The sequence below is a fragment of the uncultured Maribacter sp. genome (assembly GCF_947500405.1).
Classification (GTDB): domain Bacteria; phylum Bacteroidota; class Bacteroidia; order Flavobacteriales; family Flavobacteriaceae; genus Maribacter_B.
Window position 1 is genome coordinate 1 of the sequence record NZ_CANMRY010000009.1, and the last position, 24268, is coordinate 24268.

The 24268-nt window shown below is 30.6% G+C and carries 30 protein-coding genes and 1 pseudogene; 24 read left to right on the plus strand and 7 right to left on the minus strand.

The window, feature by feature from the left end; translation table 11 throughout:
- Positions 1-104: 104 nt before the first annotated feature.
- The 9 genes from Q0945_RS12420 (at position 105) to bla (ending at position 8167) form a co-directional block, all read left to right on the plus strand.
- The gene (locus Q0945_RS12420; RefSeq protein WP_299435010.1) at positions 105-1559 is read left to right on the plus strand and encodes a serine hydrolase domain-containing protein; all 1455 of its coding nucleotides are present in this window, start codon (positions 105-107) and stop codon (positions 1557-1559) included.
- Positions 1560-1799: 240 nt separating this feature from the next.
- On the plus strand, positions 1800-2303 hold the full coding sequence (locus tag Q0945_RS12425) for a sigma-70 family RNA polymerase sigma factor (RefSeq protein WP_299435012.1): 504 nt from the start codon (positions 1800-1802) through the stop codon (positions 2301-2303).
- Positions 2300-2887, plus strand: a complete 588-nt coding sequence (locus tag Q0945_RS12430) for a hypothetical protein (protein WP_299435014.1) — start codon at positions 2300-2302, stop codon at positions 2885-2887. The genes Q0945_RS12425 and Q0945_RS12430 overlap by 4 nt, the downstream gene beginning before the upstream one ends.
- 365 nt (positions 2888-3252) lie before the next feature.
- Positions 3253-4551, plus strand: a complete 1299-nt coding sequence (locus Q0945_RS12435) for a M1 family aminopeptidase (RefSeq protein WP_299435016.1) — start codon at positions 3253-3255, stop codon at positions 4549-4551.
- Between the two features lie 353 nt (positions 4552-4904).
- Positions 4905-5144 (plus strand): CopG family transcriptional regulator, encoded by a 240-nt coding sequence (locus tag Q0945_RS12440; RefSeq protein ID WP_299435018.1) that lies wholly within the window; start codon positions 4905-4907, stop codon positions 5142-5144.
- Positions 5137-5424, plus strand: a complete 288-nt coding sequence (locus Q0945_RS12445) for a type II toxin-antitoxin system RelE/ParE family toxin (RefSeq protein ID WP_299435020.1) — start codon at positions 5137-5139, stop codon at positions 5422-5424. The genes Q0945_RS12440 and Q0945_RS12445 overlap by 8 nt, the downstream gene beginning before the upstream one ends.
- A 124-nt stretch (positions 5425-5548) precedes the next feature.
- Positions 5549-6511, plus strand: coding sequence for a polysaccharide deacetylase family protein (locus tag Q0945_RS12450; protein WP_299435022.1), 963 nt, complete (start codon positions 5549-5551; stop codon positions 6509-6511).
- 167 nt (positions 6512-6678) lie between these two features.
- Positions 6679-7161, plus strand: coding sequence for a GNAT family N-acetyltransferase (locus tag Q0945_RS12455; RefSeq protein WP_299435024.1), 483 nt, complete (start codon positions 6679-6681; stop codon positions 7159-7161).
- 151 nt (positions 7162-7312) lie between these two features.
- Complete coding sequence (gene bla, locus Q0945_RS12460) at positions 7313-8167, plus strand: class A beta-lactamase (protein ID WP_299435026.1); 855 nt, start codon at positions 7313-7315, stop codon at positions 8165-8167.
- A 133-nt stretch (positions 8168-8300) separates the two neighbouring features.
- Here bla and Q0945_RS12465 read toward each other — a convergent pair.
- Positions 8301-8453 (minus strand): annotated as a pseudogene (locus Q0945_RS12465) (IS110 family transposase); the annotation flags it as partial.
- A 218-nt stretch (positions 8454-8671) separates the two neighbouring features.
- Positions 8672-9052: a transcriptional repressor gene (locus Q0945_RS12470; protein ID WP_299435027.1), complete on the minus strand. Its 381-nt coding sequence runs from the start codon at positions 9050-9052 to the stop codon at positions 8672-8674.
- Positions 9053-9381: 329 nt separating this feature from the next.
- On the opposite strand from Q0945_RS12470, the gene Q0945_RS12475 reads away from it, so the two are divergent.
- The 13 genes from Q0945_RS12475 (at position 9382) to Q0945_RS12535 (ending at position 19330) form a co-directional block, all read left to right on the plus strand.
- Positions 9382-10293 carry an NAD(P)/FAD-dependent oxidoreductase gene (locus Q0945_RS12475; protein ID WP_299435029.1) on the plus strand — a complete coding sequence of 304 codons (912 nt, stop codon included), beginning with the start codon at positions 9382-9384 and terminating at the stop codon, positions 10291-10293.
- Positions 10294-10569: 276 nt separating this feature from the next.
- Entirely contained in the window at positions 10570-10968 is a 399-nt protein-coding gene (locus tag Q0945_RS12480; protein ID WP_299435031.1) for an NTF2 fold immunity protein, read from the plus strand.
- A 376-nt stretch (positions 10969-11344) separates the two neighbouring features.
- Positions 11345-12181 carry an alpha/beta hydrolase gene (locus Q0945_RS12485; RefSeq protein ID WP_299435033.1) on the plus strand — a complete coding sequence of 279 codons (837 nt, stop codon included), beginning with the start codon at positions 11345-11347 and terminating at the stop codon, positions 12179-12181.
- 132 nt (positions 12182-12313) lie between these two features.
- Positions 12314-12877 (plus strand): Crp/Fnr family transcriptional regulator, encoded by a 564-nt coding sequence (locus Q0945_RS12490; RefSeq protein WP_299435035.1) that lies wholly within the window; start codon positions 12314-12316, stop codon positions 12875-12877.
- Positions 12878-12992: 115 nt separating this feature from the next.
- Positions 12993-13409 carry a DoxX family protein gene (locus tag Q0945_RS12495; RefSeq protein WP_299435037.1) on the plus strand — a complete coding sequence of 139 codons (417 nt, stop codon included), beginning with the start codon at positions 12993-12995 and terminating at the stop codon, positions 13407-13409.
- Positions 13410-13449: 40 nt separating this feature from the next.
- Positions 13450-14295: a hypothetical protein gene (locus Q0945_RS12500; protein WP_299435039.1), complete on the plus strand. Its 846-nt coding sequence runs from the start codon at positions 13450-13452 to the stop codon at positions 14293-14295.
- A 32-nt stretch (positions 14296-14327) separates the two neighbouring features.
- Complete coding sequence (locus Q0945_RS12505) at positions 14328-14483, plus strand: 4-oxalocrotonate tautomerase family protein (protein WP_299435041.1); 156 nt, start codon at positions 14328-14330, stop codon at positions 14481-14483.
- Between the two features lie 44 nt (positions 14484-14527).
- Entirely contained in the window at positions 14528-14899 is a 372-nt protein-coding gene (locus Q0945_RS12510; RefSeq protein ID WP_299435043.1) for a nuclear transport factor 2 family protein, read from the plus strand.
- Positions 14900-15234: 335 nt separating this feature from the next.
- On the plus strand, positions 15235-16089 hold the full coding sequence (locus Q0945_RS12515; RefSeq protein ID WP_299435045.1) for an alpha/beta hydrolase: 855 nt from the start codon (positions 15235-15237) through the stop codon (positions 16087-16089).
- Positions 16090-16112: 23 nt separating this feature from the next.
- Complete coding sequence (locus tag Q0945_RS12520) at positions 16113-16346, plus strand: hypothetical protein (protein ID WP_299435047.1); 234 nt, start codon at positions 16113-16115, stop codon at positions 16344-16346.
- Positions 16298-16993 (plus strand): Fic family protein, encoded by a 696-nt coding sequence (locus Q0945_RS12525; protein ID WP_299435337.1) that lies wholly within the window; start codon positions 16298-16300, stop codon positions 16991-16993. Before Q0945_RS12520 ends, Q0945_RS12525 begins: the two co-directional genes overlap by 49 nt.
- Before the next feature lie 108 nt (positions 16994-17101).
- On the plus strand, positions 17102-18196 hold the full coding sequence (locus Q0945_RS12530) for a serine hydrolase (protein WP_299435049.1): 1095 nt from the start codon (positions 17102-17104) through the stop codon (positions 18194-18196).
- A 111-nt stretch (positions 18197-18307) separates the two neighbouring features.
- Positions 18308-19330, plus strand: coding sequence for an adenosine deaminase (locus Q0945_RS12535; RefSeq protein ID WP_299435051.1), 1023 nt, complete (start codon positions 18308-18310; stop codon positions 19328-19330).
- Between the two features lie 43 nt (positions 19331-19373).
- Here Q0945_RS12535 and hemL read toward each other — a convergent pair whose 3' ends face one another.
- From hemL to Q0945_RS12555, 4 genes are read right to left on the minus strand one after another with little or no spacing between them, the layout of a single operon-like run.
- Positions 19374-20651 carry a glutamate-1-semialdehyde 2,1-aminomutase gene (gene hemL / locus Q0945_RS12540; RefSeq protein ID WP_299435053.1) on the minus strand — a complete coding sequence of 426 codons (1278 nt, stop codon included), beginning with the start codon at positions 20649-20651 and terminating at the stop codon, positions 19374-19376.
- Positions 20652-20669: 18 nt separating this feature from the next.
- Positions 20670-21485, minus strand: coding sequence for a glucosaminidase domain-containing protein (locus Q0945_RS12545; protein ID WP_299435055.1), 816 nt, complete (start codon positions 21483-21485; stop codon positions 20670-20672).
- On the minus strand, positions 21482-22387 hold the full coding sequence (locus tag Q0945_RS12550) for a pyridoxal-phosphate dependent enzyme (RefSeq protein ID WP_299435057.1): 906 nt from the start codon (positions 22385-22387) through the stop codon (positions 21482-21484). Before Q0945_RS12550 ends, Q0945_RS12545 begins: the two co-directional genes overlap by 4 nt.
- An 11-nt stretch (positions 22388-22398) precedes the next feature.
- Entirely contained in the window at positions 22399-22731 is a 333-nt protein-coding gene (locus tag Q0945_RS12555) for a hypothetical protein (protein ID WP_299435059.1), read from the minus strand.
- A 208-nt stretch (positions 22732-22939) separates the two neighbouring features.
- Between Q0945_RS12555 and Q0945_RS12560 the strand changes: the two genes are divergently transcribed.
- Together Q0945_RS12560 and Q0945_RS12565 are read left to right on the plus strand one after the other, a co-directional pair.
- Positions 22940-23098 carry a DUF5522 domain-containing protein gene (locus Q0945_RS12560; RefSeq protein ID WP_299435061.1) on the plus strand — a complete coding sequence of 53 codons (159 nt, stop codon included), beginning with the start codon at positions 22940-22942 and terminating at the stop codon, positions 23096-23098.
- A 78-nt stretch (positions 23099-23176) separates the two neighbouring features.
- Positions 23177-23737 (plus strand): DUF4136 domain-containing protein, encoded by a 561-nt coding sequence (locus Q0945_RS12565; RefSeq protein ID WP_299435063.1) that lies wholly within the window; start codon positions 23177-23179, stop codon positions 23735-23737.
- A gap of 54 nt (positions 23738-23791) precedes the next feature.
- Here Q0945_RS12565 and Q0945_RS12570 read toward each other — a convergent pair whose 3' ends face one another.
- Positions 23792-24259 (minus strand): Lrp/AsnC family transcriptional regulator, encoded by a 468-nt coding sequence (locus Q0945_RS12570; RefSeq protein WP_299435065.1) that lies wholly within the window; start codon positions 24257-24259, stop codon positions 23792-23794.
- Positions 24260-24268: the final 9 nt, after the last annotated feature.

Genomic DNA, 24268 nt, shown 5'->3' on the forward strand with positions numbered 1-24268 from the left:
GACCTAGTTCAAACTATTTTTTTGCCTTCCAAACGGCTGAAAAAAATCTTTTGAACGGACAAAAAAGACAAAAAAAAGGGCAACCTATTTCAGTATAATACAGAATGAAGTACTCATATTTAACACTAGTCTTTTTAATTATTATTTCTGGATGTAAACCTTCGGAAAAACTATTAGAAAAGAAAGATGACAAACAAGATTTAATAAATTTTTTATTCCAAGATTATATAGGAGAAAAACCGAGTACAAGTTTTATTGTTATAAAAGATGGCAAAATAGAAAAATGTCAAAGTTTTGGATATGCAAATTTAGAAAACAAAATACTTGCTAATTGCCAAACCAATTACAGAATCGCCTCTGTAACAAAACAGTTTACTGCAATGGGAATTTTGATTTTAATAAATCAAGGGAAATTAAATTATGATTCTAAACTGACAGAAATAATCCCAGAATTCCCAGATTATGGAAAAGAAATCACAATTAAAAACCTAATGTCACATAGGTCTGGTTTACAGTCTTATAATAGATTATATCCAAAAGATTGGGAAAAACAGCTTGTTGATAAAGACGTGCTTAATCTTTTAATGAAACAAGATAGTCTGTTGTTTCCTGCAAATTCTAAATTTAGATACAGTAATTCAGGATACGCTGTTTTGTCTATGATTATAGAAAGGGTTTCTGGAAAAACCTATAAAAAATTTATGGACGATGAGATTTTCAAAAAGCTAGGAATGACCAACAGTACTGTATACTTAAGTGATATAAAAATCGAAAATCGTGCTTATGGTTATAATTTGATAAAAAATAAATTTGAAAAGAAAGACCAAACTAAATTTACTGCAATTCAAGGAGATGGAGGAATTTATTCTTCTGTAAGTGATTATGCTAAATGGGATAAGGCTTTGTATGATGAAACTCTTGTTAGTAAAAATCTACTCGATGATGCGTTTTCTAATTGGGACGAAAATGGAAAAACCGATGAAAATGGTTATGGATTTGGTTGGTTTATTGACAAAAAAAATGATAAAAAATATTTACTTCACAATGGAAGCACAAGAGGTTTTCTAACTACAACATTAAGAATTCCCTCTGAAAAAATTACAATAGCAATTTTTTCAAATTATGGAAATTTAGGAGGTCTAAAAAGAAAGGCTTTATTTTTAGCTAGTCTCTTTTCTAATTACAGAGCACCTATGCCTGCTGAACTGGTACTAAAAAAGGATATTGAGGATAACGGAATAGAAAATTTTGCAACCAAATTTAATCAACTAAAATCTGACAATAGTAAATACGATATTGTGAATAAGGAGTTAGTTTATTTAGGCTTTGGTTTTTTTAAAAATGAACCAGAAAAATCAAAAGAAGTGTTTGAACTAATCACATCTGAATATCCAAATTATTTTGGAGGTTACTATGGATTAGGACAATACTATGCCTATAAAACTAAAAATAATAAGTTGGCTATAGAAAATTATAAAAAAGTAGTTGAACTAAATCCATCGAATGAACAACGACTTGTTAATCGTTCGAAAAAAATGATTAAAAAATTAAGTGAATAAAAACTGTGCCTAACAATGGCTATAAGTAATTGCTGGTTCTCGCATACTTCTGAAAATCCTCGCGGATTTTCCATTCAGCAATTATTTGCTAAATTTAGTACCAAAACCACACAACTACTAATAGCCGAAGCCTTTACCTTTAATGGTTCGTAAAAATTCATCCTTTTTAAAAAAAATGTTTTCTAAATTGTCATATTTCTCGAATTATGGTAACTAAAGTAGTAAAGGGAAGTATTAAAAATGGAAAAACAAAAAAGCCTATTTCTATCCGAACTTGAGGAAAACCAAGATAAATTATATAGGCTTTGTTCAATATATTCTGATAATAATGAAGACTCAAAAGACCTATTTCAAGAGGTTTTAGTTCAAATCTGGAAGTCGATGAGTTCATTTAAAGGCAATTCATCTATTGGTACTTGGATGTTTAGGATAGCATTAAATGTTTGCCTTCGTTTCAAATCAAAATACACGAAAAACCAAAACCGATTTATAAGATTAGATAGTATGACTATTTGTAATATCGGTTCTGAAGTAGAAGACGAAAATAATAATGAAAAACTAAAAGCTTTAAGGAAGTGTGTTAAAAAATTGAATGATGGAGATAAGGCAATAGTTGCTTTGTACTTAGAGGGATTAGCATACCGAGAAGTTTCAGAAATACTTGGGTTATCTGAAAATCACGTAGCCGTAAAAATCAAGCGAATTAAATCAAAATTATTTAACTGCATAAATGGAATATCATGATAGAAGATGAATTAATTAAAATCTGGCAATCGTCGAGTAATCAAGAGCGTATAAAATTTGAGAAATCAAAATTAATGATTGAACTACAATCAAGTTTAAAGCGTTTAGACAAATGGTGGAACTATCTGGAACTTTCAGAAACGGTTTTAGCTATATTTGGAGTTTTATTATCTACTTTTTTATTATTCAAGATTCCATTCATTCTGACAAAAATAGCATTGGGTTTAATGATTATTTGTGCAGTTTATTTAATAATAAAATATCGAGGTGTAAAAAAGTTTCAGCCTAGTGACTTGGAAAAAGATTACCTCAATTATCTCAAAAAAAACAAGGAATATCTTCAAGCACAAAAGAAATTCCTTAAATCATATTTCTATTGGGGCATATTACCAGCTTATCCAATAATGCTATTATTCACTATCAGCGTTCGGGAAAAAGTTCCAATATATTTGATTGTCCTTATTAATGTTGCTGCAATCGGAATAGGTGTTTATGGATATTTCTTAAATAAAAAAAGAGTAAAAAAAGAAATAAACCCAAGAATATCTGAAATTAAGGAATTAATAAATCAATTGGAACAATAGCATATGAAGTCCGAATATAGACCATCAAGAGTTTCAACAAACTTTTTAGAACAATTATCAAAAATCTTGAGTTTTTCAACTTCAAAAACAAGAAGAGAAACAATCAAACAAAAGAGAAATCAAATTAGGAATAAAAAGTACTAAGCACAACATTGGCTATAATTAATACGGGGTTTGGTTTTTAATCAAAAGTTTAGTGTATTTTTATGAAGTCCGCCAAATTTTTAATTTGGCTTTTAAAAAGAGAAAAATTAAAAACAAAATATAAAAATTCGGCTCTGTGTTAATCCGACAAGTTAGTGCCTTTTTACACGCTACTTTTCATACACAAGTCCGTTGCCATTAATTATGACCCGTCCTGAAATATGTATACTAAGTACATCACATTAATTTTTAAAATTTTACTTCTAATTCCGTTAGCAAGTCAAGCAAATCCCTATCAAAATGATTTAAATGTAATTAGTTATCACTTGACAATCGAACCTGAGATTAATCAAGGATATATTAGTGGTTCCGTTGTAATTTGTTTTCAAATTAATGAAACTAACGAATCCGTAGTTCTAAATTCTGGAAATCTAGTAATTGACAATGTAATTGGAAACAATGTTTTGGATTTTAAGAAAACTGGAAACGATTTGATAATTAACCTTTCCGAAAGGGAGCAAAAAGATAATGAAATAACTATAAGTTATCATGGTAGTCCTAAAAGAGGGATTTTCTTTGATAAAGAGAACGGTGAAGCTTATACGGCTTATGCCACTAATCAATGGATGATTTGCAATGATTTACCTAGAGACAAAGCATTGTTCAATATTGACCTAGTAATTCCTTCAGATAAATCTTGTGTAGCAAGTGGAGAGTTGCGCAGTAAAATTCGTCAGAATAATAAAATAAGATACTCTTATCAACAGAATTACGAGACACCAGCCTATACCTACGGATTTGCAATTGGTAATTACAACAAAGTAAAAAGCGAATATAAAGGAGTAGTATTGAATTATTTGGCGCCAAATTATTCTTCGAATCAACTCAAGGTTATTTTTAAAGAGACACCTTCCATTATATCTTTTTTTGAACAAAAGTCGGGTATTGAATATTATCAATCGGTTTACTCGCAAATACTTATTGGAAACCACTATCAAGAAATGTCTGGATATTCAATCTTAAAAGATGGGTATGGAAATCTGGTATTAAAAGATAGTACTGAAACTAATTTGATTTCACATGAACTGTCTCATCAATGGTGGGGAAATCGAATAACATGCAAGAATTGGAATCATTTCTGGCTCAATGAAGCGATTGCAACGTTTATGTCAGCCGCCTACAATGAACATCGTTTTGGTAAGGAAAAATATGAATCTGATATAGGTTCATATTTTAAAGTATATCAAGGTTTAAAAAAGCGAGGAAAAGATAAGCCTCTAGTTTTCAATGGTTGGTCGAATCCAACCAGAGATGACCGAAACATAGTGTACTTTAAAGGAGCATACGTAATACATTTACTAAGAGAAGAAATGGGTGAGGAAAAATTTTGGAACGCACTACGTTTTTATAGCACCAAATATTTTGGAAAAACTGTCACAACTCTAAATTTCCAGCTTGCATTAGAAGAATCATCGGAGATGAATCTCAAGGATTTTTTTAGTAAATGGGTGTATAAATAACTTGTTTTCATTTTAAGATTTATTAAAGAAAGCTAAAAAAACGTTTTGCAACAAAACCTATAAAAAATACGGGCTACTGGCTTAGTAAAAAGGTATGTGTATTTTTATGAAGTCCGCAAGCGTCTTTGGCCCCGACGCTTCGGGGTTACTTTTTAGCGGGACAAAGAAAAAAAGAAAACCAAAAGATTTCGCTATGTACGTGGCGGAAAGCAAACGCCAGTTTGCTCCCGTACTTTTCATAGCTCAACCGTTGCCAACTATAATAACTCTACCCTCTAAATACTAACATTTCTAAATAAAAAAACTTGCTAAATAATAAATTTTGGTGTATTTTTACACCAAAAAAGCATCTCATGGGACGACAAAGCATTTCTTTTACTGAACCAAATGATAATTGGTTAAAAGCTCAGGTTGATAATAAAGAATACTCAAGCAAGAGTGAGCTTGTTAATGACTTAATCAGACAAGCACGAAAACAAAATAAACAAATTGATTGGATTGCAGCAAAGTTAGATAAGGCAGAAAAAAGCGGATTTACTTCTGATAGTAAAGAGCAGATTTTATCTCAATCCAAGAGTTTATTAAATGGCTAAATACATATTAAGTAACACTGCCAAAGAAGACTTAATCAGAATTCATCATTATGGTGTTAAAAAATTTGGGATGGCACAAGCTGACAAATATTTTGACTCTTTTTTTGAATACTTTGACATCATTGCACAAAGACCTTACTCATTTGAATCGGTTGACTTTATAAAAAGTGGATATAGACGTTGTGTCTGCGGATCGGATAGCATTTATTACAAAGTAAATAATGATAAAGTGGAGATTATGGTTATAATTAGACGTCAGGATTTGGATAACTTATTATAAAATTACAGTTAGTAACACTGTATAAAAAAAATAAGGCGTTTGTGCTAAACCGAAAGTCCTTTTAATATAAACAAAGTCCACTAAATATAAAACATGTCTCTTTACGAACATTAAAAAAAAATTGATGACCCAAATTCGACCTATATTTTTATTCCTTTTAGTAGTCTTTTTTGGATGTAAAGATTCGAAATACACAAAAAAAGAACAAGCTGAAAAAATTGTAGTAACCAAACCAACAGTCAGTTTCACCTTCGACGATGGCAACACTTCAAATTTAGCAGGATTCCAGTTTGAGGAATGGAATAAAATGATTTTATCAACTCTTGAAAATGAAAATCTAAAGTCTGTGTTTTTCGTTACAGGAAAGAACAAGTCGGATAAAAAAGGACAGTTTTTACTTAAAAGTTGGAACGATAACGGACATAAAATAGCAAATCACTCATTTTCTCATCCATATTTTAATTCTGAAAAAAATGATTCGCATCTTTTTGAGAGTGAACTTATTAAAACAGATGCTATTATTTCAAATCTTAGTAACTCTGTTAAACTATTTCGTTTTCCTTATTTAAAAGAAGGGCAGAATCCATCAAAAGTTGACAGTATTAGAAATATTCTCGCCAATAATGATTACAAAAACGGTTATGTAACTATTGATGCTTCTGACTGGTACGTTGACCAACGTTTAATTACCAGAATCAAAAAAGTCGGAATCGAAAAAACGGAAATTGATGTATTTAGAGACTTTTATGTTCAGCATATTATGGAAAGAGCCAACTATTATGAAAAACTTTCAATGGAATTAAACGGCAGACACATTAATCATACTTTATTACTTCATCATAATTTGACATCCGCCCTCTTTTTGGACGACCTCATAAATAAATTTAAAAAAGAAGGCTGGGAATTAATAGACGCGGACAAGGCATATGAAGATAAAATATTCGAAAAAATTCCTGACCCAAATTTTGCAGGAGAAAGTTTAATTTATTCTAAGGCAAAACAATCTGGAAAATATGGAGAATCATTACGCTATCCAGCCGAAGACGGTAGATATGAAAAAACTAGAATGAATGAGCTTGGTTTATAAATAGCACGTATATAAAACGTATGCTAACAGGTATAAAAGCAATAGCGGTTCTGGTGTAAACTTGAACCGCTATTGCTTTTAAATAAGTATATTCGTAACACGAAAGACTAGTGCAATTAATCTGCTACTGCTCTTACACTAAACGTTGTGTGTAATTAAACACTAAAATGAAAAACAGTCTAAATATTTTGAGATTACAAGAAAATGACGTTGAGCGATTAGCAGAACTTGTAGAGCTATTGAATGAGGTTTTCGAAGAGCCTAACAAAGTTGCTTCAAAAGGACAACTGAAGAAGCTATTGACTAAAGCTGATTTTCATGCAATTGTGGCAATTAAAGAAGATAAAGTTATTGGAGGATTAACTGCTTATGAAATAGAACGATATTATACTGATAAGAAAGAATTATATATTTATGACATAGCAGTTAAAACGGAATTTCATAACCAAGGGATAGGAAAGGAATTAATTGACTATTTAAAGGATTATTCAATTAAAAACGGGATTGAGGGAATTTTCGTTGAAGCACACTCAGAAGATGAACAAGCAGTTAAGTTTTACGAATCTACTTTTGGTAAAAGCGAAAAAGTAGACCACTTCAATTTTGAAATAAAAACTACACACAACAATGGCTCCTATGGGAAGCACTAGCCCAGTTCTCCAAATTTACTATTTTTAATACTTAATAATGGCTTGGTAAACATACTAGCCGAGACCATTGTGCGTAATGCAAGAAAGAACAAACTTAGAATTAATGAAAAAATATTTTCCTATTATAACTAATCTACTCATTCTGAATTTATTGATTTCAAATCAAATCTACAGTCAGGATACTCTTCAAAAACATTTTAAACAAATTGCAGATACAATAAAGGGAAACGTAGGAATCAATGCCTTGCATCTTGAAAGTGGAGAATCAATTTCTTTCAATGGAGACGTAAAATTTCCAATGCAAAGTGTTTATAAGTTTCCAATCGCAATGGTAATGCTTCACGAAATTGACAATGGTAAATTTTCTCTTGGGGACACCATAGAAATTAATAAAGCGGAATTTATACCCGAAGCTGGTTATAGTCCAATAAGAGACAAATACCCAAACGGTGCAAATCTTACAATCAAAGAAATTTTACAATATAATGTTTCACGAAGTGATGGAACAGCTTGTGATGTTCTATTAAGACTTTTAGACGGAACGGAAAACGTACAAAAAAACATTCACGACTTAGGAGTAAAAAATATAGCCATATCAACAACCGAAATGGTTCAAGTTGCAAATGACACCATTCAATATCAAAATTGGTCAACCCCAATAGCAATGAATGAACTTTTGGAAATATTCTATAAAGGTAATTATCTCTCAAAAGAAAGCAGAGATTTACTATTGGCATATATGTCAATCTCTAATGAATGGTTTGACAGAAGAATAAAAAGGTTATTGCCTGAAAAAACTGAACTGGCTCATAAGACAGGAGCTTCCCGAACATATAATGGACTAACCAGAGCTACGAATGATGCTGGTATAATCACATTACCTGATGGTAGTCATTTAGCAATCACTGTCTTCATTTCAGACTCTTATGATTCGCAAACAAAAAGGGAAATGACAATTGCAAGAGCATCAAAAGAGGCTTATAATTATTGGACAAGAAAAAAATAAAAGTACCAGCGCACAACAAAGAACTGAGGAAAAAAGCAAGTAAATTTTTTCTTAATCTGAGACAATACTATTCTAAGCTCATAGATACCAAAATCTGATTCTTTGAGCTTTTTTTATTCGAATTATCTTCTATTTATCTAGGTAATATTGAAACGTAAGTTTCGTCATATGGTTTACCAGATTTTGCGATTGCAAAGGACTGTTTGAGTAGTTTGTTAGCAACTGCTATTAACGCTAGTTTCTTACTTTTTCCTTTACCAACGATTCGGTCAAATAACACCTTGCATTGCTCTTTTGTTCTTTTGTTCTTTTGTTCTTTTGTTCTTTGATTTTAACTAATATAAATTAATAGAAAACAAACTTAGGATGGCTAAAATTACTACTGGTTTTGGTACTTTTTCAAAAGTATAGGCTCATCTACAAAGTCATCAAATTTTTCATATACGATACTGCTGCAAAACATTTTGAAATAAAAAAACAACCTATTTCAAGACAAAGCAAAACTCACGAACAACCATTACAAATTCCAGAGATAAGACCATTAAAGGACTGTGAAACATAGCCTTTTGGCAACGGAATTTCAATTTCTTTAGTAAGACACTCTACAGTTCCACATTTGAGACACCTAAAATGGAAATGATTATGATTGTGCTCTTTTTTTTCTTCATCACAATTAAGGCATAATGCAAAATATTGTTTTCCATCATCACCAACAATTCTATGAACCCGACCATCATCACAAAATCTGTTTAAAACACGGTAGATAGTTGCTCTGTCCATTTCAGAACTTAATTTCTCTCTTATCATATCATGGCTCAACGCAGAATTAGCCGATTTCAGAGCTTCTAAAATTTCTGTTTTAGACTGTGTATTCCTTCTTTTCATAATTCATTAATGCGACTATGTTGCAATAACGTAAAATTTTATTACTTTTACAAAAAAACATAAAGCTATGTCAGAATGTTTAATTGATCCAAAAAAACTAACCAACCTAAAAATTGAGTTTAGCAAATAAGCTTATACAATAACGCTTCTTGAACATTCCAACATAAAAATACTAAAAGGTTATGTTGATAATATCATATCAGCATTTAATAATATGCACGAAAATCTCATATAATGTTAACAAGAAAAATTTTATTAAAACTGCATAATTAACGACTATGGCAATCGGTTTACCATATTCACTATCCGCAATATCAAAATGCAATCCAATGAAAGATAAAAATGAATTTGAAGTAATTATTATAGGTGGCAGCTACGCTGGACTTTCAGCAGCAATGGCGCTAGGTAGGTCTTTAAGAGAAGTTCTAATTATAGATAGCGGTAAGCCCTGTAATAGACAAACACCTTTTGCACATAACTTTATAACACACGATGGAAAAAAACCTAATGAAATTTCAGCGTCGGCACGAAAGCAAGTTGAAAAATATCCAACAATTAAATTCCATAATGGTATCGCAAATAAGGGAATTAAGACAGAGAATAGTTTTAAAATCACCACCGAGAAAAATGAAACATTTTCCGCTAGAAAAATAATTTTCTCTACTGGAATAAAAGATATAATGCCAAATTTAAATGGTTTTTCAGAATGTTGGGGAATTTCAGTAATTCATTGTCCTTATTGTCACGGTTATGAATTCAAAAAAGAAAAAACGGGAATTTTAGGGAATGGCGATTATGGATTTGAATTTTCCAAAATGATAAGTAATTTGACCAAACAATTGACTTTGTTTACAAATGGAAAATCAACATTAACAAATGAACAAACTGAAAAATTACAAAAGAATAACATAAAAATTGTTGAAAAGGAAATTGAAAGTTTAGAACACCAAAACGGACATTTAAATCATATCTTGTTTAAGGACAATACTAAAGAAACCATCAAAGCTATATATGCGAAAGCTGATTTTGAGCAACATAGTAAATTACCAATGGAATTAGGGTGCGAACTTGACGACAAAGGATATATTAACGTAGATATGCTCCAGAAAACGAATGTTGACGGATTATTTGCTTGCGGAGATAACACAACTTTTTTGCGCTCAATTGCAAATGCAGTTGCCAAAGGAAATGTTGCTGGCGCAATTGCGAATAGAGAATTAATTGAAGAACATTTCGGATAAAAAGTTGCACATAACAAAGAACTGAGATAAAAAACAAATAAATTCTTCCTTAATCTGAAAGCATTTTGCATCTGCGATGTCGTCATATTTTTAATTTTAGTATTTTTTAATACCAAAAAGTTAAAAATAAAATATGGCTTGTGGTACAACCGAAAAGAAAAAGCTAATTTTCTACCCTACTATTCTTAAACAAAACCGTTGTGTGTAATTTGAGAAAAATGAGGAGGAGAATGAAATTAGTAACATTTATTTCGATATTATTAACAGTAAATTGTAATGAACAAAATGAAAAAACCTGCTGAATTAACAAAGGAATTTATAATTGATTATAAAAAATGGAATGACTTTGCCTTCTCAACTAAAGAAAGTAAAGTTGAGAATACCAAACATAAAATTGGAAAAATGTATGATGAATTAATACTGAAATTTTGCAGTCCCGAAAAAAAATATCAAGGACTTGCTTATGGAAGTGAATCTGACCATTGCCCAAAACAAGAATTAGTTATTGAAGAATTAATTGATTCGAAAAAAGCAATTGTTAAAACTAAATTCACCAACGAAAAATTTAGTTTTATTGAACACGATTTTGAATATCATTTTACTCTAAATGGGGATCAATGGATTTTAGAAGAACTATATTTAGTAGATGAAGATGGAAAGCATAAGTCTCTATAAGAAACTATGCACAACAAAGAACTGAGGAAAAAAGCAAATAAGTTTTTCTTTAATTTAAAACAATATTATTCTAGGCTCATAGATTCAACACCTTGATTCTTTATAATTATTCAAAATAAATGTTTTATGAAAGAACCAGCTACTTCTACTCACAACAGCCTGAAAACAAGATCTAAAGTCTAACAGAACTGAACTTAATACAAGTAGCAAAAGAGAGAGGATTATTCCCGACGCTTCGGGACTGTCAAGGTCTAAAGCTTCACTGTATAAAATTTATTGCTAATTCTAATAGATTTTCTATTCGGTTTATATTTACTAAATTAGGTGCTTAACCGTGCAACAAACCACATACAAACGCTTTGGCAGTCATTAAAAAATGAAAGAAATTCAGATACCATATAACTCTGAAACATTATCAGCAACTTTATTTGATGATAATAACAATGAAACTGTTTTAATTATAGCTTCTGCGACAGGAGTAAAGCAGGAATACTACAGTAAATTCGCTAAATTCGCTGAGAATAATGGAATTACTGTTATCACATTTGATTATAATGGAATAGGTCGTTCTTTAAAAAAACCAATCAAAGAACTAAAAATAGATGCTGCATATTGGGGTAGTAATGATTTAGAAAGTATAATACAATACACTATAAATAACTACCCAAAATCAAAGAAGGTAATAATTGGACACAGTATTGGAGGGCAACTAATTGGACTTGCCAAATCCTCTAACAGATTAGATAAAATAATTTTAGTAGCAGCACAATCAGGGTATTGGAAAAACTGGAAAGGAATTGAGAGAATAAAAATGTGGTTTAATTGGTATATTCTTTTTCCTTTTCTTATTACAACTTTTGGATATCTGAAATCTAAGAAAATTAGCGGAATGGAAAATCTGCCAAGAAATGTTGCTAACCAATGGAGAAATTGGGGAAAGAACAGAGAATATATTTTTAGTGATAAATTTATAATTGAAACTTTCTATGAAACAATAAAGACAAATATAACTGCTTATAGTATAGATGATGATGATTTTGCTCCGAAAGAGGCTGTTAAATGGATGACAGAGAAATATAAGAATGCAAAAATAAAATCAGTACATTTAAATCCAATTGATTTTCAAACCAATAAAATTGGACATTTTGGAATATTTAAAGACCGTTTTAAAAAAACAATTTGGACTCAAATTTTGAGTGAAATAAATTGTTAATAAAAACAAAATATCCATGAAAAAAACCAGACGATACAAGGCTTTTCTTCACATCATTATTCTTTTTTTTGTTTTTGATATTTCCGCTTAATTCCTTTACTAATCATAGACGAAACACTAGGCAACAATTAAATGAATCATCCTCTAAGACAACATATTGAAGAAATAATTAAGCTGACAGACGAAGAGTTTAAGTTCATTTTGAGCCATTTTGAAACTATAACTAAACGCAAACATCAATACATTTTACAAGAAGGAGAAATTGCTAACAAAGAATATTGGATAACGAAAGGTTGCTTAAAAAGTTACTTTTTTGACGAAAGCGGAAAAGAACATATTTTACAGTTCGGAATGGAAAATTGGTGGATAACCGACTATGAATCTTTTGTAAAACAATCTAAATCAAAAATTAATATAGACTGCATCGAAAATTGTGAATTGCTTTACATAACTTATAAAAACAGAGAAAAACTCACCAAAGAAATGCACAAAATGGAACGATTTTGGGCAAAGAAAAGTAAGTTTGGTAGAATAGCGCTTCAAAACAGAATCTTATCATTATTAAAAAACTCTTCAAAAGAGCGATATGAATTACTTCTTGAACAATATCCAAAACTTTTTCAAAGAGTGCCTAAAAAACTTATAGCTTCCTATTTAGGTGTTAGTAGAGAAACTTTAAGTAGATTAAATTCCTAAAATAAGTTTCTTTAATATGTGACAAATGTCACATATTAATAGTGACAAATATCCTCCAGTCTGTTCTGTCGTTTTTTGACTTTTGTATCAAAATAATTTTAAAAAAATAAATGATATGAACGCTTTAGATAATTTTCAAAACAAAGACATAGGCTTATTGTTACAGAGATTGAGTATAGGTGTACTTATACTATTCCACGGAATTGCAAACTTGACTTCCAATTATTCATTTATCAAAAGTTTACTAAACGGTATCGGAATTCCGGAATTAGTTGCATACTCGGTTTTTATAGGAGAAATAATTGCCCCAGTACTAATAATTATAGGTTGGAGAGCAAGGTTGGCAAGTTCAGTTTTAGCATTCAATATGTTAACTGCTATTTTAATGGCCCATACAGGAGATATTTTTACATTAAATCAATTTGGCGGTTGGGGAATTGAACTACAAGGCTTATATCTATTTGGTGCAATCGCAATATTTTTATTAGGTGCTGGAAAGTATGCGGCATCAACTACTTCAAAATGGGATTAATTCAATAAGTAAACTTTAGCAGTTACTTAATCCTTCAGTAATGAACAAATATTCCTTTTTCTTTTGCATATTATTTATCTCTATAAATTGTATTTCCCAAATTAATGATATAGAGTTATCAGATAATTTAGAGTTAAACAGAGTGTATTTAGGTTTAGTTTCAAATTCTGGTGTAAACATGACTAATTTTGAAATGGACAATAATACTTCCTTACAGTCTGGATTAATGCTAACATATTCATTAAGCCAAGTGGTAAGATTACGTTCTTTTGGTGTTTTAAAATTTGAAAGTAGTGAGCAGACACAAGGCTTTACATCTTATGAAGTTATCTATGATATATTTGAGAACACTACTTGGCATTTTGGAACAGTATCTACACCAGCAACAGAATTAAGACCAAATCCAACTACTTGGGAAAGTCAGACAGAAACCAACGCTCAATCCAAAATAATTGGAGGTAGAACAGGAACAAAAATTAATTTTAGGCTAAGTCAAAATCTCAAAATTACCTATGGTTTATTTAATCATAATGGCATTTGGGCTAATCATTTAAAAATTAATTATAAATTCATCAAAATTGCTGGGTATATAGAAAAGAGTAAAACCTTTTTAGCATTAGATATTGACACTAGAAGAATTAATTCTACATTAACGTTTGAGCCAAATAATCAATTTTCACAGTCAATTTTCGTTAATTTCAACAAAGGATTTAGTCTTCTTTTAGAATCCGAATATTCTATGATTAAAGAAAAAATGTGCTATAGCAATATTGGATTTAGAAAATATTTTTCAAATTCCAACTTAAGACTAAAAGGCTATTTTTTAATTGGCTATAGTACAATTGAGAACAACCAAGTAACAGGTAGTTTTGCCATCCATATTTAACCTTCAAAAATTAATTTTAATTAAAAGAAACTATGCCATACATAAACATAAAAGTTACAGACACAAATGTAACCAAAGAACAAAAGAGACTATTAATTGAAGGCACTACACAGTTGGTTGTTACTATTTTAAACAAAAAACCTGAAACAACTCACGTAGTAATTGACGAAATACCTATTGAAAATTAGGGATTTAGTGGGAAGCAATCTTTAGCAACTAAAAAATAGTCAAAATGTACCAAGACAATATTAAAGAAATAGAAAATTTAATTAATAACTACTTCGAGGGAATTTTTTACGGCAACACGTCAAGTCTTGAAGCTTGTTTTAGCCTTAACGTAAATATATGGGGAGATATAAATTCAAACGAATATTTTAAAAGTGTTGGTGAGTATATTAAAACCGTTAAAAATAGAAAAAGCCCTAATGATTTAAACGAAACTTTTAAAATGTCAATTGTAGGGGTAGATATACTTGGAAAAATTGCAATGGTAAAATTACACGTACCAATGTTAGGATATAATTATTATGACTACTTATCCCTTTTCAAAATAAAAGACGAATGGAAAATAGTTAATAAGTTATTTACTAATGTTGTTTTGTAGACTTCCCTAAAAACGAATTATAATTATGAAGATTACAATTAATGAATTAAAACATAAAGATGCAGAATTGATTATTGAATATTGGTATCAGTATGACGGAACAAAATCATTGCAATGAATCTGCGGTCGTTGAGCGTGTTAACTGCATCTTTAAAGACCAGTTCTATCTTAATAAGACTTTGACACTCTGAAACACACAAAGAGAGCAACAAAAAATGCAATTAATTTATAGAATGAAATAAGATTACATTTATCTTTAGACTATAAAACACTTAATATGGTATTTAAATTAACAGCTTAATTATTCCATTTAACCCGTAACCATATTTCAGGACTTGACAGAAGAAAAATCCGATATGAATAACATAGTCATAAATACGAAACTTGGCAATATTGAATATAATTCTATTGGAAAAGGAACTGCAATAGTATTTGTACACGGTGGACACTCAAGTTGCAATGAGACACTCTGCCACAAAGGATTCGATTTAGATAAATACCAGTTAATTACCCCTTCTCGTCCAGGGTACGGAAACACCCCTTTGGAAAATAACCAAACACCAAAACAAGCAGCCGACTTAATCATAGAGCTTATAAACCACCTATCCTTAGGAAAGATAGTTGTATACGGTATTTCAGCAGGCGGATTAACAGCAATTGAGATTGCAAGCAATTACCCAAACAAAGTCAGTAAGCTGATTCTTGCCTCGGCAATTTCAAAAAAATGGCTTGATGAAAATGACAAAATTTATAAGACGGCAAAAAAGATGTTTAATCCCAGAATGGAAAAATTCGTGTGGGGAATGGTTAAGTTCTTTTCTCAGATTTTTCCAAATACGATTGCAAATAGTTTTTATCCTCAGTTTTCCTCGAGCTCAAAACATAAGCTAAAAAAGAGTGATGTTCAAGAATTGCTTTCTACAATGAAACACTACAATTCTAAAACGGGATTTTTAAATGATATTGACCAAAATATTAATCATGGGACAATTGCAAAAATTAAATGTCCAACTCTAATTATTCATAGTAAAAATGATAGTAGTGTTCCTTTTGAACATGCTTTATACTCGAATAAAATGATTGACAATTCAGTAATGGTAAAATTGAATAATGAATGGGGGCATCTATTTTGGATTGGAACTGACTCGAAAAAGTCAATAGAAAAGACGATAAAATTTATTGAACAATAGAATTCCAGCACGCAAAAACCAATATGAAAGAGGCTCTTATAAAAAAAGAAGATATTAACCCAGAAAAAAGAGATGATTGGGGTGAAGTACATAATTATATAAAAGCAATTAACACCTCAATTAAGGACTTGGAAAAACTACCAATTTCAAATCGACTAATAAAAAAACACATAAAACCCTTTTATCAGGGGTTAGAGGCAAACATAAAATACCTGGTGATTTTAGAACAAGTCAGAATTGGATTGGAGCAACCCTAAAGGATGCTATTTTCATTCCTCCTCATCATTCTGAAGTAATTGAACTAATGAGTGATTTAGAAAAATTCATTAATGAAGATGAACATCATGTTCCTCATTTAATCAAAATTGCTATCGTTCATTATAAATTTGAAACTATCCATCCTTTTTTAGATGGAAACGGACGATTGGGTAGATTACTTATTACACTCTATTTAGTGAGTAACAATGTCCTAAAAAAATCGTCATTATACTTATCCGATTTCTTTGAAAAAAACAAAGGCTATTATTATGATAATTTAATGACAGTTAGATTAACAAACAACCTAGTTCAGTGGATTAAATTTTTCTTAGTAGGAGTAATAGAAACTTCAAAAGAATCAATTCAGGTATTTAAAGATATTATTGCCTTAAAGACAGATATTGAAACAAACCGCTTACCAAAATTAGGTAGTAGAATTGAAAATGCTCAACAATTGCTAAAGCAATTATTTCAAATTCCAATTACTGACTCAAAACAAGTATCGGAACTTTTAGGAATATCACCTTCAACAGCTAATAGACTAATTAAAGAATTAATTGAACTTAAAATACTTTCTGAGTTAACAGGTTACAAACGAAATAGGAAATATATGTTTACAGAATACTTTAAAATATTTCATAAATAAAACGGATTAAAACTAAAGACAATACTATGTAAAATGTATTAAAACGCATTTTACATTAACCGTTACCTTTAATACAGCGAATATGAAAAAATTTCTAACTAAAAATTCATGAAAAAGATAGCCCCAATATTGGCATTAGTACTTTTTATTAATATTTACTGTCATGGGCAAAACACCTATTCGTATTCTAAACCTAAAGAACTAACAGATGGCTGGGAAACTAATACTTTATTAGCTCAAAATATAGATACAACAGCAATACATGAATTATTTAACCAGATACTAAATAAGGAAGATAAAATTCATAGTATTCTTTTGGTAAAAGATAAACAGTTAATTCTTGAAGAGTATTTTAATGGACAATTAGCTAACCAACCCCATGACTTGCGTTCTACTACAAAAAGCGTACAATCTATTTTAATGGGAATTGCTATTGATAAAGGCTTTATTCAAAGTATTAACGACCCAATTTTAAAATATTTAAAAACTACTATTCCAACTAAAAATCTAGATTCCAGAAAAGAGAAAATAACTATAAAACATCTTTTAACAATGTCTAGCGGATTAGATTGTAATGATTGGGATAAAAAGTCTAAGGGGCAAGAAGATAAAGTATATAAAAAAAAGGATTGGCTTCAGTACACTCTTAATTTACCAGTTATAAATGAACCTGGACAAGTTTCTACTTATTGTTCCATGGGTGCAATTTTAATAGCCGAGATAATAAGTCAAGCGTCCGGAATGGCAATCCAAGAATTTGCTCAAAAGTATTTATTTGCCCCGTTAGGAATAACAAATTTATATTGGGGTCATACATCAGACAAAAAAATTCTTCCCTCTGGGAAAAGATTATATATGACCTCCCGAGATATAGCAAAAATAGGAGTTTTAATACTCAATAACGGAATGTGGAATAAAAAGCAAATTGTTTCGCAGAAATGGATTGATGAATCTACCACTCCTAAAACAAAAATTACAGGAATTAACTATGGCTACTTTTGGTGGAATATACCATACAAAGTAAATAATGAAATTATAATTTCAAAAACCGCAACAGGAAATGGTGGGCAATATATTATGATTATACCCAAAATGAATATAGTTGCCATATTTACTGGTGGTGCATATAATTCTCACGAAGACAAATTAGCATTTAAAATAATGCAAAAAGTGTTCTTACCTAGTATTAGTGTTAAACAATAATAAAAATTAGCATTCCTATATTTTTAGGGAATTTATAAAAGTACTTATGTATTTTTATACAGATTTATACCTAAATTTTTACATTAACCCTAGTCTTAACTATATAATTACATGGAAGTATCTAATCTTAAAAAAGTTGTTGTAGGTGTCCCAAAAGCAGAACTTCATTTACATATTGAAGGTAGTTTTGAACCTGAACTTATGTTCCAGATAGCGAAAAGAAATAATATAATTTTAGATTATGATTCTATAGATTCTTTAAAAAAAGCATACCAATTTAATAACCTTCAAGAATTTTTAGATATTTATTATACTGGAGCTAAAGTGCTCTTATATGAACAAGATTTTTTTGATTTAACTTGGGCATATGTAACTAAAGTACACAGTGAAAATGTTGTACATGTAGAGGTGTTTTTTGACCCCCAAACACATACCAATAGAGGTGTTTCATTTTCTGTAGTTATAAAAGGTATATACAAAGCTCTTGAAAAAGCAAAACAAGAATTAAATATTTCTTTTAAATTAATAATGTCTTACTTAAGGCATTTAAGTGAAGAAGAAGCCTTTAAAACATTAGAATCTTCATTACCTTATAAAGACTGGATTGATGGTGTTGGCTTAGACTCTTCCGAAATTGGAAATCCGCCTAGCAAATTTGCTAAAGTTTTTGAAGCTTCTGCAAAACACGGTTACAAATTAGTGGCTCATGCTGGCGAAGAAGGCCCTGTAAATTATATTTGGGAAGCTTTGGATCTTTTAAAGGTTATAAGAATAGACCACGGAAATCGCTGTCTAGATGATGAAAAACTAGTTCAAAAATTAGTTAAAGAAAAGGTTGCCCTAACCTTATGTCCATTAAGTAATGTAGCACTTAAAGTTATTTCTAAAATGGAAGAACATCCTGTTGCAAAAATGCTTGACAAGGGAATTGTTGCTACCATACATTCTGATGACCCCGCATATTTTGGTGGTTATATGAATGCTAATTATTACGAAGCAGCTAAAGCTCTTAACCTAAATAAAAAACAAATAATGCAATTGGCAATTAACAGTTTTAAAGCTAGCTGGTTAGCTTCTAATGTTAAAGAAAAGCATATTTTAGAGGTAAAGAATTATTTTAATTCTTTGAATTAATTACACGACTCACTCTAGTCTAAATACTTAAAAACCAACTCACTTAAAACACCTTATCTATAGCATCAATAGTTTTATCCAAATCTTGATAAGACAAGGCATCATTTAAAAAATAACTTTCAAAAGCAGAAGGAGGCAAATAAATACCCTGCTCTAACATGCCATGAAAGTACTTCTTAAAAGTGTCGTTATTTCCTTTAGCTGAAGATGCAAAATCTACTACAGGAGTATCTGTAAAATGCACAGAAATCATACTTCCATAACGGTTTATTTGGTACGGAATTCCCTTTGTTTTTAAAACAGCATCAAAACCTTTATGCAAATACTCTGTTTTTTCTGCAAGGCTTTCAAAAACTTCTGGGCTATTATTTAATTCGGTCAACATTGCTAAACCTGCACTCATTGCTAATGGGTTACCACTAAGTGTTCCTGCTTGGTAAACTGGTCCGTCTGGAGCTAAATAACTCATGATTTCATTACTAGCAGCAAAAGCACCAACGGGTAAACCGCCACCTATTACTTTTCCAAAAGTAACAATATCTGCATCTACGCCTAAAGCTTCTTGTGCCCCGCCTACTCCTAAGCGAAACCCTGTCATTACCTCATCAAAAATTAATAAAATCCCTTCTTTAGTACAAAGTTCTCTTAGGCCTTTAATAAATTCTGAAGTAGGAATAATGCAACCCATATTACCTGCAATAGGCTCTATTATTATTGCTGCAATTTCCCCAGCATTAGCATCTGTAAGTGCTTTTACGCTAGCTAAGTCATTATAATTTGCTAATAGTGTGTCTTTTGCTGTTCCTTGGGTAACACCTGGACTATTAGGACTACCAAAAGTTACTGCACCACTACCCGCTTGTATTAAAAAAGAATCGGAATGACCGTGGTAACATCCAGCAAATTTTATGATTTTATCTTTTCCTGTATACCCTCTTGCTAAACGCACAGCACTCATACAAGCCTCTGTACCACTATTAACAAAGCGTATTTTATCTATATTAGGAACCATAGAAACTGCTAGTTTTGCTAAATTTGTTTCTATTTCTGTAGGCATTCCAAAAGATGTTCCTTTTTTTGCTTTATCTACAATAGCATTTATTACAGGCTCATAGGCGTGCCCTAATATTAATGGCCCCCATGAAGCTATATAATCTATAAGTGTATTACCATCTTCATCATACAAATATGCTCCTTTTGCTTCTTTTACAAAGATTGGATTCCCACCAACAGCTTTAAAAGCACGTACCGGAGAATTTACACCTCCAGGAATATATTTTTTAGCATCATTAAATAAGGCACTACTTCTTTTATAAATCATCTTTTATAATTGCTATTTTTATTTTACTACAAGTTCCTGACCAATAGACAAATTGGTGTTTTGCATTCTATTCATTCGCATTAATTCTTCTACAGAAACAAAATATTTTCTTGATATAGAATACAAGGTATCTCCTTTTTGAACAATGTGTTTTTTAGAATTTACTTTAGGTACTATTATTGGTTTTCTTTTTACGTTTGCTACACTTCCCTTTGGAGTATCATAGGTATATAATTGATACTTATCTATAAGGTAAATAAGTTTTTGAGGATATTTTTTATCTGTAGCGTACCCTGCTTTTCGTAACCCTTTAGCCCATGCTTTATAATCTTTATGGTGATAATCAAACAAAAAAGCATACCTAGACCTTGTTGTTAAAAAAACACTGTGGTCTCTATAAGAATACCTTGGGTGGTTATATTTTCTAAAACACTCTCCTTTTTCATCATCATCATGAAAATCATAATCGCCTTCCCATCCTGTATGGCATTTTATTCCAAAATGATTATTTGTTTTCATGGCTAACTCTCCTTTGCCATAACCGCTTTCTAATAATCCTTGCGCTAAAGTTATACTTGCAGGTATACCATAAGCCATCATTTCTATCTGCGCTATTTCTGAGAAAGTATCTATATATTCTTGAGCTGTATTAAATTTAAAATGAACAAACTTTTCAGAATCTTTTGGTAAATCCTTATTCCTTTTTACAGTTTTCCTTTTTTTATGAGAAACTACATTTTCTGTTTTTAGCTTACCAGAATGTATTGTCGTTTTTTTGGATTTACAACCAATTACTAAAAAAACTACTAAAAGAAAGAAACTATATTTTTTCATTCTACTATTCCTAATTGATTTTTCTTTTTTAATACTGCATTCATTCCTTTAATTCCTTGTAAGCCACCCGTATGAATTGCTAATATTTTTGTGCCAGGTATAAAAAAGTCTTCTTTTATCATCTCTATCAAACCGTATACCATTTTACCTGTATATATTGGATCTAACGGAATATTAGTTTCTTTTTTAAAAGCATTAATAAACATAATTAATTCTGAAGAAACTTTACCATAACCTCCAAAATGATACTTATTTTGAAGTTCCCAATTTATTTTGGTTGCAAATTTACGAATATCTTCTTGTAAAAAATCACCCTTTAAGGCAGGAAAACCAATTACTTTTTGATTATTTTTTGATGTATTTATAATTCCAGCAATAGTACCTCCAGTACCTACAGCTAAAGCAATTACATTAAAGACATTGTCTTCTGGAGTTAAGATCTCTTCGCACCCTTGTATTGCTAAAGAGTTACTACCACCTTCTGGCAATAAATAAAAATCTTTAAATTCTTTCCTTAGTTGGTTTATAAATTCTGACGCTTCTTTAGACTTATACGCCTCTCTAGTAACAAATTTAAAATGCATACCATGCTCTTTTGCCAAACGTAACGTAGCATTATTTTGCCATTTACCTTGAAGCTCTTCTCCCCTAATAATACCAATAGTTTGCAAGCCTTGCTCTTTACCTGCATAAGCCGTTGCTGCAATATGGTTAGAGTATGCACCACCAAAGGTTAGTATGGTATTTTGCTTTTTTTCTTTAGCTGCTAGAATGTTGTATTTTAATTTGCGATACTTATTTCCAGAAATTAACGGGTGTATTAAATCTTCTCGCTTTATGTAGAGCGAAATTTCTTTTTCTTTAAGTATAGGAAGATGTACTTTTTGATTCTGCGTTTGCACTAAACTCTTGTTTAATTACGCCAAAGGTATTTAATAAAGCTGAAGAATTTTCTTTGATTTAAATAATCTAAATTATTCTCATTATAATAAGCTTCACGCTCAAAGCTAATATTTTGATATGCTTTATATGTGTCTAAATAAAAAACACTTCGTAGTAGCCATTCTGTTACATACCAAATGTAAAAAGGGATAATAAGCAATTCTTGCTGCTGTTTAAGGTGAATTTTTTCATGATTAATAAGTACAATATCTTCTTTTAAGGTAGTATCCTTTAGAATTATAAAAGGCCATAAAGACAAGCCTACGTAATTTTTATAGAAGAAATGTTTGAATATTAATATCATAAATACTTTTTACAAACGCTTACCCTCAAAGATAATTGTAATTTTTTAATCTTTAAAAGTTCCTAGATTTACATATAAACAAAATCGATTAAAGAATAAAAAAACCTATAAACCTTGCTAAATTATATGGCTTTCTAACAAATACAAGGCATTTATCAACAAAGAATCCGTAATTTTATTGCAAAACTTTATAAGCTAATTACTGTACATGAAAGACATTATTCCGTTAGAAGAAGGTGATTTTTACTTATCTAAAGAAGGATACAAAGTATTTACAGAACAATTTCATTTAAAAAGAGGTTATTGCTGCGAAAGTGGTTGCAGACATTGCCCTTATGGTTATAATACAAAGACAAATAAACAATAACCAGATGTTTCTTCGGCATGATTTTTGAGATGTTTTAATTACAAAAAATCTATTCTAATCCCAAAAAATATAGTTGTTATGAAAAAACTACAATTACTCGCAATACCAATATTAGTATTGGCTGTATTAAGTTCTTGTACCTCGGTACGCGTACTTTCTGATTATGATAAAGATGCTAATTTTAATTCGTATAAATCATACGCATTTTACAAGACTGGCATTGATAAAGCGCAAATTTCTGATTTAGATAAAAAAAGAATTTTAAGAGCTATTGATACTGAAATGGCCACAAGAGGTTTTATAAAATCTAGCTCTCCGGATATCTTAGTAAGCATTTTTACTAAAGAGAAAGAACAAGTTGATGTTTACAATAACTACTGGGGTGGTGGTTTTGGTTGGGGCTGGAATCCTTATTATTGGGGACCAGGGTGGAACAATGGCACCCAAGTAAGCACTAGAACACAAGGTTCTCTTTATATAGATTTAATTGATGCTAAAAGCAAAGAATTGGTTTGGCAAGGAAAAGGAATTGGAACTCTTTCTCCTTCTAAAAGTATAGAAAAGAAAGAAGAACGTATACAGCAGTTTGTTGGCGAAATATTAAAAGCTTATCCGCCACAAATAATGGCTGTAAAATAAGTGTCTGTATATAAATTTTAATAAAGAGGTTGTTTAGATAAACAATCTCTTTTTTTATAATAAAGGAAAATAAGTACTGTCTTTTACTTCGTTTAAAACAAATGCGCTTTTAACCATTCCTATGTGCGGCAAGGATGCTACCTTATCTTTTGAGAATTTAAAATAATCCTCCAAATCTTTAACTACTATTTTTAATAAAAAATCGAACTCCCCACCTACTACAAAACACTCTACTACTTCTGAGTACTTTTTTACACTAGTAGCAAAATCATCCATTAAGCGTTCTTTTTGAGCATCTAAGGATACAAAGCTAAAAACAGTAATACTAGGTTCTACTTTATTTTTATCTATAATAGCAACGTACTTAGAAATAAAACCATTCTGCTCTAACCTTTTTATACGATCATAAACTGGGGTTTTGGTCATTTGCAAACGTTCTGCTATTTCTTTAGCATTAGTTTTTGCATCTTTCTCTAGTATCTTCAATATTTTTCTGTCTATACTATCTATTTTTTTCTCCATAAATTTTCC

Bases quoted from the DNA above. Each gene is read 5' to 3' on its own strand.
- Q0945_RS12420 (WP_299435010.1), top strand. From the start codon at position 105: ATGAAGTACTCATATTTAACACTAGTCTTTTTAATTATTATTTCTGGA.
- Q0945_RS12425 (WP_299435012.1), top strand. From the start codon at position 1,800: ATGGAAAAACAAAAAAGCCTATTTCTATCCGAACTTGAGGAAAACCAA.
- Q0945_RS12430 (WP_299435014.1), top strand. From the start codon at position 2,300: ATGATAGAAGATGAATTAATTAAAATCTGGCAATCGTCGAGTAATCAA.
- Q0945_RS12435 (WP_299435016.1), top strand. From the start codon at position 3,253: ATGTATACTAAGTACATCACATTAATTTTTAAAATTTTACTTCTAATT.
- Q0945_RS12440 (WP_299435018.1), top strand. From the start codon at position 4,905: ATGGGACGACAAAGCATTTCTTTTACTGAACCAAATGATAATTGGTTA.
- Q0945_RS12445 (WP_299435020.1), top strand. From the start codon at position 5,137: ATGGCTAAATACATATTAAGTAACACTGCCAAAGAAGACTTAATCAGA.
- Q0945_RS12450 (WP_299435022.1), top strand. From the start codon at position 5,549: ATGACCCAAATTCGACCTATATTTTTATTCCTTTTAGTAGTCTTTTTT.
- Q0945_RS12455 (WP_299435024.1), top strand. From the start codon at position 6,679: ATGAAAAACAGTCTAAATATTTTGAGATTACAAGAAAATGACGTTGAG.
- Q0945_RS12470 (WP_299435027.1), bottom strand. From the start codon at position 9,052: ATGAAAAGAAGGAATACACAGTCTAAAACAGAAATTTTAGAAGCTCTG.
- Q0945_RS12475 (WP_299435029.1), top strand. From the start codon at position 9,382: ATGAAAGATAAAAATGAATTTGAAGTAATTATTATAGGTGGCAGCTAC.
- Q0945_RS12480 (WP_299435031.1), top strand. From the start codon at position 10,570: ATGAACAAAATGAAAAAACCTGCTGAATTAACAAAGGAATTTATAATT.
- Q0945_RS12485 (WP_299435033.1), top strand. From the start codon at position 11,345: ATGAAAGAAATTCAGATACCATATAACTCTGAAACATTATCAGCAACT.
- Q0945_RS12490 (WP_299435035.1), top strand. From the start codon at position 12,314: ATGAATCATCCTCTAAGACAACATATTGAAGAAATAATTAAGCTGACA.
- Q0945_RS12495 (WP_299435037.1), top strand. From the start codon at position 12,993: ATGAACGCTTTAGATAATTTTCAAAACAAAGACATAGGCTTATTGTTA.
- Q0945_RS12500 (WP_299435039.1), top strand. From the start codon at position 13,450: ATGAACAAATATTCCTTTTTCTTTTGCATATTATTTATCTCTATAAAT.
- Q0945_RS12505 (WP_299435041.1), top strand. From the start codon at position 14,328: ATGCCATACATAAACATAAAAGTTACAGACACAAATGTAACCAAAGAA.
- Q0945_RS12510 (WP_299435043.1), top strand. From the start codon at position 14,528: ATGTACCAAGACAATATTAAAGAAATAGAAAATTTAATTAATAACTAC.
- Q0945_RS12520 (WP_299435047.1), top strand. From the start codon at position 16,113: ATGAAAGAGGCTCTTATAAAAAAAGAAGATATTAACCCAGAAAAAAGA.
- Q0945_RS12530 (WP_299435049.1), top strand. From the start codon at position 17,102: ATGAAAAAGATAGCCCCAATATTGGCATTAGTACTTTTTATTAATATT.
- Q0945_RS12535 (WP_299435051.1), top strand. From the start codon at position 18,308: ATGGAAGTATCTAATCTTAAAAAAGTTGTTGTAGGTGTCCCAAAAGCA.
- hemL (WP_299435053.1), bottom strand. From the start codon at position 20,651: ATGATTTATAAAAGAAGTAGTGCCTTATTTAATGATGCTAAAAAATAT.
- Q0945_RS12545 (WP_299435055.1), bottom strand. From the start codon at position 21,485: ATGAAAAAATATAGTTTCTTTCTTTTAGTAGTTTTTTTAGTAATTGGT.
- Q0945_RS12555 (WP_299435059.1), bottom strand. From the start codon at position 22,731: ATGATATTAATATTCAAACATTTCTTCTATAAAAATTACGTAGGCTTG.
- Q0945_RS12560 (WP_299435061.1), top strand. From the start codon at position 22,940: ATGAAAGACATTATTCCGTTAGAAGAAGGTGATTTTTACTTATCTAAA.
- Q0945_RS12565 (WP_299435063.1), top strand. From the start codon at position 23,177: ATGAAAAAACTACAATTACTCGCAATACCAATATTAGTATTGGCTGTA.
- Q0945_RS12570 (WP_299435065.1), bottom strand. From the start codon at position 24,259: ATGGAGAAAAAAATAGATAGTATAGACAGAAAAATATTGAAGATACTA.